This is a genomic window from Priestia sp. D51, from assembly GCF_053345675.1.
Window position 1 is genome coordinate 21614 of record NZ_JBLTIR010000014.1, and the last position, 13015, is coordinate 34628.

Genomic DNA, 13015 nt, shown 5'->3' on the forward strand with positions numbered 1-13015 from the left:
AGTTTAGACATATCATGGGAGGAGGGAATTCCTTTGCGAGGGATTAGACAGCAATTTGAAGAAAATAAAGAAATTGGAGCTGTTGTCAGCAGTTTAGAAGAAGGTTTGAAAGAACAGTTAGTAACGGGAATTTCCGGTTCAGCTCGATCTGTATTAATGGCACTCTTAAATGAGGATAAAAAATACCCCTTATTAGTAGTGACTCATAATTTATATCAAGCCCAAAAAGTGTATGAAGACCTTTTGCACCTTTTACCGGAAAAAGACGTTTTCTTATACCCTGTTAACGATTTAGTTGCTACAGAAGTGGGGATTGCAAGTCCAGAATTAAAGGCTCAGCGAATTGAAGTACTCAATTATTGGAGTCAACATACAGGTGGAGTAGTTGTAACCCCGCTTGCAGGAATTCGAAAGCTGCTGCCTCCTAAAGCAAGATGGGAGCAAACGCAGCTGCCGTTTCAAATGGGAATTGACATCGACGTTGATCATTATTTAAAAAGGTTAGTTGAGTTGGGTTATGAGCGGGCATCGATGGTTTCAGCTCCGGGTGAGTTTAGTGTGCGCGGAGGAATCATTGATATTTATCCGTTAACAGAAGAGCTACCTGTCCGAATTGAACTATTTGATACCGAGATCGATTCCATTCGTACTTTTACAATTGAGGATCAACGCTCTCAAGAACAGTTAAAAGAAATTTCAATCGGCCCTGCTACGGAAATCATTGTGAACCAAAATGAAGTGGCCCAAGGAATTGAAGAACTAGAAGCACAGCTGGCTTCGACGCTGCAGCAAGTGAAAAACGCAGCGCTAAAAGCTACCTTAACAGAAAATATTAAAGGTGAAATTGAACAGCTGCGTCAAGGTCAACTTCTTGAAAATATGTTCAAGTATTTATCATTCTTTTACGAATCGCCTGCTAGTTTACTAGATTATTTACCAGAAGGTGGCCTTGTTATCTTTGATGAAACAACTCGAATTCAAGAGACGTCTGATCAGCTTGAAACAGAGGAAGCTGAATGGATAACAGAATTATTAGGACAGGGGCAAATTGTTCGAGATGTTCAATTATCTCATAAGCTCCCATCTCTTATTCAGCGAGCAAAACATCAGTTTTTATACTTATCGTTATTTTTGAAGCACGTATCGTATACGAGTCCGCAAAATATTATTAATATTTCATGTAAGCAGATGCAGCAGTTTTACGGGCAAATGAACTTATTAAAAAGTGAAATTGAACGTTGGAAAAATGCTAATTATACGGTAGTCCTCTTAGGAGCAGATAAAGAGCGCGTGAAAAAACTCGAAGGTGTGCTAGCAGATTATGATATTGATTCATCTATTTTAGATGGAAATGGTCAGCTTGTGCCAGGTCTTGTTCAAATTATTGAAGGCGATTTACAAATGGGCTTTGAACTGCCGATGCAAAAATTAGCAGTTTTAACCGAGGAAGAATTGTTTAAAAAGCGGATCAAGAAATCAAAGCGTCGTCAAAAGCTTTCCAATGCAGAGCGTATTAAAAGCTATTCAGAGTTAAACGTAGGTGACTATGTCGTTCACGTGAACCACGGTATTGGCCGTTATTTAGGAATGGAAACGTTAGAGATTAACGGTAATCATAAAGATTATATCCATATCAAATATGAAGGCTCTGACAAGCTGTATGTTCCTGTTGAACAGATTGATCAAGTACAAAAATATGTAGGCTCTGAAGGGAAAGAGCCGAAAGTATATAAACTTGGCGGAAATGACTGGAAGAAAGTGAAACGAAAAGTTGAGTCTTCTGTTCAAGACATCGCTGATGACTTAATTAAACTGTATGCAGAGCGCGAAGCAAGTAAAGGTTATGCATTTTCCCCGGATGGCGATTTACAGAGAGAATTTGAAACAGCTTTCCCTTATCAAGAAACCGAAGATCAGCTTCGTTCTGTACAAGAAATTAAAAAGGATATGGAACATGAAAGACCAATGGATCGTCTGCTTTGTGGAGACGTTGGATACGGAAAAACAGAAGTAGCCATTCGTGCTGCGTTTAAAGCTGTGACAGATGGAAAACAAGTGGCTATTTTAGTACCAACCACTATTTTAGCTCAGCAGCATTATGAAACCATCCGTGAGCGTTTTCAAGACTACCCAATTAATATTGGGCTATTGAGCCGCTTTCGCAGCCGTAAACAGCAGCAGGAAACAATTAAAGGGCTAAAAAACGGGACCGTAGATGTAGTGATTGGTACACATCGTTTACTATCTAAAGATGTGATTTATAAGGATTTAGGGTTGTTAGTTATCGATGAAGAGCAACGTTTTGGTGTAACGCACAAGGAAAAAATCAAGCAAATGAAAGCAAATGTTGATGTCCTTACACTTACAGCAACACCTATTCCACGAACATTACATATGTCTATGTTGGGCGTAAGGGATTTGTCTGTTATTGAAACGCCGCCTGAAAATCGTTTTCCGGTTCAAACATATGTAGTGGAGTATAATCCGGTTCTAGTTCGTGAAGCGATTGAGCGTGAGTTAGCGCGTGATGGCCAAGTTTACTTTTTATATAATCGCGTAGAAGATATTGAACGAAAAGCAGAAGAAATTTCGATGCTCGTGCCTGATGCTAGGGTAACGTATGCCCACGGAAAAATGAATGAAACAGAACTCGAAGCGGTTATCTTAAGCTTTTTAGAAGGCGAATATGACGTGATTGTGAGTACAACTATTATCGAAACAGGAGTAGATATTCCAAATGTAAATACGCTCATTGTCAACAATGCTGATAAGATGGGATTATCACAACTGTATCAATTAAGAGGACGCGTAGGTCGTTCAAATCGCGTGGCATATGCGTACTTTACGTATCATAAAGACAAAGTACTGACAGAAGTAGCTGAAAAGCGTCTGCAAGCTATTAAAGAATTCACCGAATTAGGTTCTGGTTTTAAAATTGCTATGCGTGATCTTTCAATACGTGGCGCCGGAAACCTACTGGGTGCTCAGCAGCATGGATTTATCGATTCTGTCGGTTTCGATCTCTACTCACAAATGCTTAAAGAAGCGATAGAAGAAAGACGCGGGTCTGACGGAGAAAGTGTGAAATTTAATGTGGAAATGAATCTGGACTTAGACGCGTATATCCCTGATCAGTACATTACAGACGGCCGCTTGAAAATTGAGATGTATAAGCGCTTTAGAGGAATTGAAGCACTAGAGGATATTCAAGAATTGCAAGATGAAATGATTGATCGTTTTGGGGAGTATCCGGCTGAGGTTGAGTATTTGTTTAAAGTAGCTGAAACAAAAGTATATGCAACGCAGAACTTAGTAGAATCTATTCTTCAGTCAAAACAAGAAATTTCTATTCTGCTTTCTGAAGAAGCGAGCTCAACGATAGACGGCCAAAAATTATTCATGCTAGGTGATCAATTTGGCAGAATGGTCAGCTTAGGTATGGAAGGCAAGAAAGTAAAATTAGTGGTTAACGTAAAAGGACTTGCTCAAAAAGAATGGCTCAATATTGTGTATCAGTTAGTAAAAGGAGTAGCCACTGTTAAAAAAGAACAAGTTACGAATTAAAAAGAAGGCTCATTTTTGAGCCTTCTTTTTATATAGCCGAAATAAAAATGTCCAAATCCCCATGTTTTGACGGTTTTTTGGACATTTTTTTAATAAAAGCACACTTTTTAACAAAAAAAGAGATGGTTGGTGAATAGAAGTTGTAGAGTGAAGAATACTAACCTCAACAAAGGTGAACCTTTTATCATATAGCCATCAGTGATATTCACCAACTATTTTAATCATCATATGAAAGAGAGGCTTCAATGAATGAAAGCAACAGGTATTGTTCGTCGTATTGATGATTTGGGTCGCGTTGTGATTCCAAAAGAAATTAGAAGAACACTTCGCATCCGAGAGGGAGACCCGCTAGAGATTTTCGTCGATCGCGATGGAGAAGTTATTTTAAAGAAATATTCGCCAATTAGTGAATTAGGAGATTTTGCAAAAGAGTATGGCGAAGCGCTATACGATAGCTTAGGTCATCCTGTACTTATTTGTGACCGCGATGTATTTATTGCGGTAGCAGGAAGCTCTAAAAAAGAATACTTAAATAAAAACATTAGTTCTTTAGTAGAATCTGTTATGGAAAGCCGCAGTTCTTCTTTAGTAACTGATGGGAAAAACCTTGAATTTGTCGATGGATACGAAGAAAATATTTCTTCTTACACAATCGGTCCGATTATTGCAAATGGAGATCCGATTGGAGCTGTTGTCATCTTCTCAAAAGAGAAGTCTCTTGGTGAAGTAGAGCATAAAGCAGCCGAAACGGCAGCTAGCTTCTTATCTCGTCAAATGGAGCAGTAAGCGTAATTATCTTTATTTTACATTATTTACTGAAAAGGTAGCAGTTTCTGCTACCTTTTTTCATGCTGTCTTACCTTAGAAATAAAGAGAACATGATATAATGGTACGGTATTTTATTTATTGGAAAGTGCAGGATGTTTTATAAGAACAAAGCGCTATTCTTCTACAGTTAGCGGCTCATAAAAAGCGTTGTTCACATAATTACAAGCTGCAGGTGAAAGGTGTAGGAATGCAGAAACAATCAAAGCTCTATTCTATTTTTAACGGCGCGATTATTTTAACGCTCGCAGGTTTATTTACGAAAATCTTAAGTGCTACTTACCGTATTCCATATCACCATATTGCGGGAGATATAGGGTTTTATATCTATCAGCAAGTTTATCCGCTATATGGAATTGCGCTACAGCTAGGTACATACGGTTTCCCTGTAATTATTTCAAAGTTAGTAGCCGATTATGTGGCAACAAATCGGAGAAAGGAAATCCGAGGAATACTTCAAGTTTCATTTGCTTTTTTGTTTGTAGTAGGCTGCATAATGTTTTCCCTCCAATATATCTTTGCAGAAACGATTGCCGGGTGGATGGGAGATCGTCAGTTAACGCTTCTCATTCAAATTATTTCATTTTCGTTTTTACTTATTCCGTTTATTGCTGTCATTCGTGGTTATTATCAAGGATTATATAATATGTTTCCTACTGCGTTGTCTCAAATCGCAGAACAAATTGTTCGAGTAGGGACTATTTTGTGCCTATCTATTTTCTTTATCCACCATGGGTATGGTCCTTATACTGCAGGAGCAGGAGCTATTTTTGGTTCCATAACAGGCGGTATAACATCTCTTATTATTTTATGTTTATTTGTTTTTAGAACAAAGACAAATTCTAAGGGAGTATTTCAACGCATAAAAAAAGCAGACATCAAAAAAGTAGTGAAAATCCTTATTATTCAAGGTTTATTAATTTGTATCAGCGCTATGGGTCTGCTGTTTATTCAGCTTATTGATTCCTTTACATTATATTCCGGTCTGACGGCGCATGGCATGGCTGAACAGGCAGCAAAAGTTTCAAAAGGTATTTATGACCGTGGACTTCCGTTGATTCAATTAGGTACAGTAGTAGGTACAGCTTTTTCACTTTCACTTGTACCCGTTATTTCTTCAGCCATTGCGAAAAAGAACTTGTCATTTGTGCTTGAAAAAGTTCAGCTGTCTCTCCGACTATCGCTTGTAGTCGGAGTTGGAGCAGCCTTTGGCTTGATTGCGCTGATGAAACCCATTAATATGCTTTTATATAGTAACTCCGACGGAACGGACGTTTTACAAATTTTGAGCTTGTTAGTTATATTTACAACCGTAGCAGCAACTGCTGGAGCTGTGCTTCAGGGGATGGGAGCTGTTTTCGCACCTGTAATAGCCGTCATCGCTGGCATGACGGTTAAACTGATATTGAATCTTTGGCTAATACCAGATTTTCAAACCATAGGAGCAGCCATTGCTTCCTCAGCTGGATTCGCTATTGTTGCAGCAATCAATCTATTTTGTCTGTATAAAAAGCTAGCTGTATCGCTCGTTCCGAAAAAGGCGAGTGGAGGTATTTTTATAACGGGCATAGCAATGGTCATTCTTTTGCAAAGCTATTTATTTTGTTTACATCACTTTGTATGGTCTAATGGTTTAGATACAAGCAAACAAGTGGTTGAAACAGGATCTGGTGTTTTAATAGGCGGTTTGTTTTATTTGTTTATCATTATGAAACAACATATTTTTACCGAAGAGGAATTACGTTTACTTCCAATGGGGAGTGTTTTAGCTAAATACGTATTAAAAAATAAATAAGAAGGTGAAGCAATGACAGGTAAAGTAACAGTTATTGGTTTAGGAGCAGGCGATTTAGAGCAGCTACCCGTAGGCATCTATCGCTTGCTGCAGCAGGAAAAGCATATTTATATGCGCACAAAAGAACATCCTGTAATCAAAGAATTAGAAAGTGAAGGCTTGACGTACGTATCCTATGATGACGTATACGAATCTTATGATGGATTTGAAGAGGTATATGAACATATATCAAATGATTTAATCGATAAAGCTTCAGTAGAAGAAGTGGTGTATGCCGTTCCCGGGCATCCTTTAGTGGCAGAACGTACGGTTCAATTACTTTTACAAAAAGGAAAAGAACGCAGCATTCCTGTTGAAATTAAAGGGGGACAAAGCTTCTTAGATCCAATTTTTGGCGCACTAAAGATCGATCCTATTGAAGGATTTCAGCTGCTAGACGGAACAGACTTAAAGCGAAGCGAAATAGAGTTAACGGGTCATGTTCTAATTGCTCAAGTGTACGATCAGTTCGTTGCTTCAGAGGTAAAACTAACGCTGATGGAACACGTTCCTGATGATTACCTCGTTTACATTGTAACGGCAGCGGGAAGCAGTGAAGAAAAAATCCAGCCGGTCAAGCTGTATGAATTAGATAGAGAAATGTCGCTCAATAACTTAACGACTATTTATGTCCCTCCAGTAGCGGACGAAACGGTTTTATACCATCAATTTGACTCATTCAGAAGGATTATTGCCACGCTCAGAGGGCCAAACGGATGTCCTTGGGATCAAAAACAAACGCATGAATCGCTCAAGCGCTATTTGCTAGAAGAGTCTTATGAGTTATTAGATGCAATTGACCGTCAAGATGACGATAATATGATTGAAGAGCTCGGTGATGTATTGCTGCAGGTATTGCTTCATGCACAAATCGGTGAAGATGAAGGAATGTTTTCAATTGATGACGTCATTCGCAGTGTTTCAGAGAAAATGGTAAGACGCCATCCGCATGTATTTGGGGAAGTGAGCGTGAATGATGCAGATGAGGTCTTAAAAAATTGGGATGAAATCAAAAAAGAAGAAAAAGGAGAGGAGCCTTCTTCTCTGTTAGCTTCTGTACCTGGGGCTATGCCTTCTTTAATGAAAGCGCACGGATACCAAAAACAAGCTGCAAAAGTTGGTTTCGATTGGTCAGAAGTTGAACCTATGTGGGAAAAAGTACAAGAAGAACTTGCTGAATTCCAAGATGAAGTACAGCATGCTGATAAAGAAAAAATGAGCGATGAATTTGGAGATATTTTATTTGCTTTAGTGAATATTGCAAGATTTTATAAAATCGACTCTGAAGCTGCATTAGCTAAAACGAATACAAAATTTTTAAATCGATTTCAATATATTGAAGAAAAAGTGAGAGCTTCTGAAAAACCATTTGAATCTTTTTCGTTAAAAGAGTTAGATGAATTTTGGGAAGAAGCCAAAAAAACAGGTTTGTAAAACAGAAAGGTGAGGGAATTATGAGGTTAGATAAATTTTTAAAAGTATCACGTTTAATTAAGCGCCGTACATTGGCAAAAGAAGTATCAGACAAGGGCCGTATTACGATTAATGGTATCGTTGCAAAAGCAAGCACAAATGTGAAAGTAGGAGATGAATTAGCCATCACATTTGGCACGAAGAAAATTACCGTTAAAATAGAGGCTCTTCAAGAAGCAGCTAAAAAAGAAGAAGCAGCTAATTTGTACTCAATTGTCAAAGAAGAGCGTATTTCATCTGAAGTATAACTGATGAAGGCTTGTTCTAAATCACCTTTCTCATTCATATGTTTTAAACAACAGATAACAAGAGCGAATGCTCTTAATGAATGAGGTGGGGATGAAGATATGAGCCAATTTTATGAAACAAGCAATTCAAACAAAGACCATACTCCAAATCATGATTTAGTGATGAAGGGTCGGCGTCTCTTAGATATCACGGGTGTGAAGCAGGTAGAGAGCTTTGACAATGAGGAATTTTTACTTGAAACAGTGATGGGTTTCTTGTCAGTTAGAGGGCAAAATCTGCAAATGAAAAATTTAGACGTTGATCAAGGAATTGTATCGATAAAAGGAAAAATCTTTGATATAGTTTACTTAGATGAGAACCAATCGGAGAAGGCTAAAGGATTCTTTAGTAAGTTGTTTCGATGAGTTTAAACATTCAGCTCTATACAATGCTTGCGATGGTATCGATGGGAAGCGGTTTAGGTGCTTCTCTCGATACTTATCGTTACTTTGTTAATCGCTCTAAATCACGCCCATGGTTTGTATTTGTAAATGACGTATTGTTTTGGATGGTGCAAGCTCTTCTCATTTTTTATGTGTTGTTTTTAGTGAATGAAGGAGAACTGCGTTTGTATGCGTTTCTTGCTTTGTTTTGCGGCTTTGCCGCGTATCAAAGCTTATTTCAATCACTGTATTTAAAAGTATTAACATTTACTGTCTCGAGCGTATTAAGTTTATATCGAGGTGTTTTAACGCTTAGTAATATTTTTTTGGTCAAGCCTATCCGCTTCTTTATTCATATTCTACTTGTAGTCGCTTTAGGGATCTACCGAGCTGTTCATAAGCTGCTCGTATTCTGTCTAAAGCTTATTTACTTACCGACTAGGTGGGTTCTTTTCGTATTTTGGAGAATGATGCCTAAACCTGTAAAACGATTTTTACATATGGGTTTTCGGTATATAGAAGGAATTTACAATCGTGCAAAGAATATGATAATGAGAGTCGTTGCATGGGTGAACACTTTAAAAAACAAGGGGGACGACTAATTCAATGAGTGCGGTACGAAAAAAAAAGGTCGCGAAGTTAAATACTGATTATAGCCATAAACAAGAACAAATTAAACAAAATACAGATCGAAAGCGTATCGGTTTAATTAGGCGTTTGACTGTTTTCGGAGTGTTGGCCTTAATCATTGGTGGATTGATGGTATCAGCTTTAATTACGCAAACCTCAGCTATTGAGAACAAAAAAGCTGAGAAGGTAAAATTAGAACAGCAGCTGACAAAATTACAAAGCAAGCAAAAACAGTTAAAAGGTGAAATCGTCAAGTTGAATGACGATGATTATATTAAAAAGATTGCCCGGAGAGATTATTTTTTATCAGAAGACGGGGAAATTATCTTTAATGTAAAAAAAGACTAAACGTATGGTTCGTTGACAGTGTATTTTTGCTTTTTGTATAATATAATAAATTGATTTCTTTTATCATTTAAGGAGGAGCATTTTTTTTATGTCAATCGAAGTAGGCAGCAAGTTACAGGGAAAGGTAACAGGTATTACGAACTTTGGAGCTTTTGTTGAGTTACCAGGAGGTTCAACAGGCTTGGTTCATATCAGTGAAGTAGCTGATAATTACGTAAAGGACATTAACGACCATTTAAAAGTGGGCGACGAAGTTGAAGTCAAAGTAATTAACGTTGAGAAAGATGGTAAAATTGGTCTTTCAATTAAGAAAGCGGTAGACAAACCAGAACGTCCAGAAAGACCAGAGCGTCCTGCAAGAGCGCCACGCTCAGACCGTCCACGTGATTCACGCCCACAACGTAATAACAATCGTGGTGGCGGTAATGATTTCCGTACAAAAGAAACATTCGAACAAAAAATGAATCGTTTCTTAAAAGACAGTGAAGAACGTTTATCTTCCCTAAAACGCCATACCGAATCAAAACGCGGTGGACGCGGTGCAAAACGCGGTTAACTTGCTGCTTATATCAAATAGATAGCGAGTTTTTGGAAAGTACCTTTTATCTAAAAGGTGCTTTTTTTATATGTAAAAAAGAGTAGAAAAAAAGCATGTACTTGTTGTACATGCTTTTTGATGACCCGTACGGGATTCGAACCCGTGTTACCGCCGTGAAAGGGCGGTGTCTTAACCGCTTGACCAACGGGCCGTTATTCGAGTAGCGGCGGAGGGGATCGAACCCCCGACCTCACGGGTATGAACCGTACGCTCTAGCCAGCTGAGCTACACCGCCATTATACGTTCTCTAAAAGACATTTATAATAATATAAAAAAGCAGGGTTATTGTCAATAACTTTTTTGTTATTTTTATAGACTTTTATTTGCTTTTAAAAAAGAATGATGAGCATAGGCTTTCTCTGGGGCGAACAGTATCTCTCATATTTTTTAAATCTCCATGTAAGATTGTACATCTTTTTGTATAGTTTTCAATATAATACTAGAAAATAGTCGAACGATTATAGGTATTTTGCTAGTCCGTTTGACAAAATTTCACCTTTCGCCGCGATATAATAACGAATAAGTATAATTAGCGGGTGGTGGGAGAATGCAAAAGACGGAAAGAGATTTTGCAAGTCCAACAACAGAGGCGGTATTTAACCGAACTAGATTAGAAATGTCCCGTGTATTTACAAAGGCGGGTATGAAAACGGAAAAGGTGTTATTTCAATGGGGATTATTGCTGCTAGTCGTAGGTTTCTTATTAGGACGAGCGTTAATTTTAATGAAAATCATGCCATTTGCTTTGCCATTCTTTGCAGCCGTAATGGCTATAAAGAAAGAAAAAGCACCGTTAGCAAGTTTAGCCGTATTGGCAGGGGCATTTAGTGTTTCCATTCAAAATGGAGGTACCGTATTTGCTACACTATTTGTTTTCTTACTAATTCATCGATTTAGCGGCATACTGACAATGGATCCGTTAAAGAAACTGCCGTTCACTGTATTTAGCGCGATGTTACTTACAAAACTAACTATTTTTTATGTGTTTACCAAGGAATTCACCATGTATGATTTTACATTTGTGGCAGTAGAAGCAGGGTTGAGCTTTATCTTAACAATGATTTTCCTACAAAGCGTGCCTTTAATTTCATATCGAAAGCGAAAACAATCATTAAAAACAGAAGAAGTGATTTCTCTTATTATTTTGTTGGCATCTGTTATGACAGGGACAATAGGGTGGATGATTTACGGCCTTTCGGCTGAACATATATTATCTCGTTACTTAGTACTAGTTTTTGCGTTTGTATCTGGCCCTACGATAGGAGCTACGGTCGGGGTCGTAACCGGTTTAATTTTAAGTTTCGCGAATGTTTCTAGTTTGTACGAAATGAGTTTACTCGCTTTTTCTGGCTTGCTTGGAGGACTTTTAAAAGACGGTAAAAAGCTAGGGGCAGCTCTAGGGCTGGTTGTTGGTTCATTGCTAATTGGCCTATATGCTCAGGCAGATCAAGGATTGACGACTAATTTGTATGAATCACTGACGGCCGTTGTCCTATTTTTATTAACCCCATCTTTTGTTTTGAAAAACTTAAGTAAACTAGTACCAGGGACATCTGAAAATATGCTTGAACAACAGCAGTACGTGCGTAAGATCCGAGATGTAACAGCAAATCGCGTAGAACAGTTTTCAAATGTTTTTCAAGCACTTTCCAAAAGCTTTACGCAAAATGGATTTTACGATGAAAAGCCAAGCGCTGATAAAGAAGTTGATTATTTCTTAAGCAGCGTTACCGAAAGGACGTGCCAATTTTGTTTTAAAAAAGAACAATGCTGGGCACAGCAGTTTGATACAACCTATGAATATATGAAGGAAATTATGCTTGAAGTTGATAATGGCACTCTTGAACAAAATCCAAGGCTAATTCGAGAAATGGACAAACATTGCGTGAAATCGAAAAAAGTCATCGATGTGATTGAGCATGAACTTACGTATTTTAAAGCCAATCAGCACTTAAAAGCACAAATTCAAGAAAGTAGAAGGATTGTAGCAGAACAGCTTCACGGTGTCTCTGAAGTCATGGGGAATTTTGCAAAAGAAATTAAGCGAGAGCGCGAAAATTTAAATGTACAAGAAGAACAGATTTTAGAAGCTCTTCGTAACTTTGGGATGGAAATCAATCAAATCGAAATTTATAGCTTAGAACCTGGAAATGTAGATATTGAAATGTGGGTGCCATATTGTCACGGAAGAGGAGAATGCGAGAAAATTATTGCGCCAATGCTTACGGATATTTTAGGTGAAAGTATTGTAGTAAAGAACGAAGAATGTGCTAAATATCCTCAAGGCTATTGCCACGTTTCATTTGGCTGTACGAAAGCATACGTTGTTGATACAGGCGTAGCACATGCTGCTAAAGGCGGAGGGTTTGTATCCGGTGACAGCTATTCCATGATTGAGCTAAACGCCGGTAAATATGCACTAGCTATTAGTGATGGCATGGGAAATGGAGAGCGTGCCCACTATGAAAGCAGCGAAACGCTTCAGCTGTTAAAACAAATTTTACAAACAGGAATAGAAGAGACAATTGCAATTAAATCGATTAACTCTATTTTATCCCTGCGTACAAACGATGAGATCTTTTCGACCTTAGATTTAGCGATGATTGATTTACAAGATGCCAATGTAAACTTCTTGAAAATCGGTTCTACGCCAAGCTTCATCAAACGCGGAGATAAGGTTATTAAAATACAGGCAAGCAATTTGCCAATGGGCATTATTGAAGAATTTGAAGTGGATGTTGTGAATGAACAAATGAAGGCGGAAGACTTGTTAATTATGATGAGTGACGGTGTATTTGAAGGACCGAAACACGTTGAGAACTACGAAATGTGGATGAAGCGAAAAATTGGCGAGCTTCAAACAAACGATCCACAAGAAATTGCAGACTTAATTATGGAAGAAGTTATTCGAACAAAATCAGGTTTAATTGAAGATGATATGACGGTAGTTGTGGCAAAACTTCAGCACAATACCCCGAAATGGTCATCGATTCCTTCTTACGCTTATCGTAAAAAAGCACAATAGTTAGATAGAAGTATATTTTATCTCCTCCTCGTCTATCATGTTAATAC

General features: G+C 38.0%; 10 protein-coding genes and 2 tRNA genes. 10 read left to right on the forward strand and 2 right to left on the reverse strand.

The genetic code is table 11. From position 1 onward, the window contains the following. Positions 1–33: 33 nt before the first annotated feature. From mfd to ACNHOZ_RS26825, 9 genes are all read left to right on the forward strand, one after another. Positions 34–3564 carry a transcription-repair coupling factor gene (mfd, locus tag ACNHOZ_RS26785; protein WP_048021886.1) on the forward strand — a complete coding sequence of 1177 codons (3531 nt, stop codon included), beginning with the start codon at positions 34–36 and terminating at the stop codon, positions 3562–3564. 249 nt (positions 3565–3813) lie between these two features. After that, on the forward strand, positions 3814–4350 hold the full coding sequence (gene spoVT, locus ACNHOZ_RS26790; protein WP_028412643.1) for a stage V sporulation protein T: 537 nt from the start codon (positions 3814–3816) through the stop codon (positions 4348–4350). Positions 4351–4579: 229 nt separating this feature from the next. Next, positions 4580–6184 carry a putative polysaccharide biosynthesis protein gene (locus ACNHOZ_RS26795; RefSeq protein WP_048021885.1) on the forward strand — a complete coding sequence of 535 codons (1605 nt, stop codon included), beginning with the start codon at positions 4580–4582 and terminating at the stop codon, positions 6182–6184. Between the two features lie 12 nt (positions 6185–6196). Next, on the forward strand, positions 6197–7657 hold the full coding sequence (locus tag ACNHOZ_RS26800; protein WP_028412645.1) for a bifunctional methyltransferase/pyrophosphohydrolase YabN: 1461 nt from the start codon (positions 6197–6199) through the stop codon (positions 7655–7657). Positions 7658–7677: 20 nt separating this feature from the next. Further along, entirely contained in the window at positions 7678–7944 is a 267-nt protein-coding gene (locus tag ACNHOZ_RS26805) for an RNA-binding S4 domain-containing protein (protein ID WP_013054875.1), read from the forward strand. A 99-nt stretch (positions 7945–8043) separates the two neighbouring features. Next, on the forward strand, positions 8044–8349 hold the full coding sequence (yabP, locus tag ACNHOZ_RS26810; RefSeq protein WP_013054876.1) for a sporulation protein YabP: 306 nt from the start codon (positions 8044–8046) through the stop codon (positions 8347–8349). After that, positions 8346–8969 carry a spore cortex biosynthesis protein YabQ gene (yabQ, locus tag ACNHOZ_RS26815; protein WP_028412646.1) on the forward strand — a complete coding sequence of 208 codons (624 nt, stop codon included), beginning with the start codon at positions 8346–8348 and terminating at the stop codon, positions 8967–8969. Before yabP ends, yabQ begins: the two co-directional genes overlap by 4 nt. Positions 8970–8973: 4 nt before the next feature. Beyond that, positions 8974–9345 (forward strand): FtsB family cell division protein, encoded by a 372-nt coding sequence (locus ACNHOZ_RS26820; RefSeq protein ID WP_013054878.1) that lies wholly within the window; start codon positions 8974–8976, stop codon positions 9343–9345. Between the two features lie 88 nt (positions 9346–9433). Further along, a complete protein-coding gene (locus ACNHOZ_RS26825) occupies positions 9434–9901 on the forward strand; it encodes a S1 domain-containing RNA-binding protein (RefSeq protein ID WP_013054879.1) in 468 nt (155 codons plus the stop codon). Between the two features lie 121 nt (positions 9902–10022). Here the strand turns inward: ACNHOZ_RS26825 and ACNHOZ_RS26830 are convergent. Together ACNHOZ_RS26830 and ACNHOZ_RS26835 are read right to left on the reverse strand one after the other, a co-directional pair. Then, positions 10023–10094 (reverse strand) — tRNA-Glu (locus ACNHOZ_RS26830). A gap of 10 nt (positions 10095–10104) precedes the next feature. Beyond that, a tRNA-Met gene (locus ACNHOZ_RS26835) sits at positions 10105–10178 on the reverse strand. 312 nt (positions 10179–10490) lie between these two features. Between ACNHOZ_RS26835 and spoIIE the strand changes: the two genes are divergently transcribed. Then, a complete protein-coding gene (gene spoIIE / locus ACNHOZ_RS26840) occupies positions 10491–12968 on the forward strand; it encodes a stage II sporulation protein E (RefSeq protein WP_013054880.1) in 2478 nt (825 codons plus the stop codon). The last annotated feature ends 47 nt before the right edge of the window (positions 12969–13015 follow it).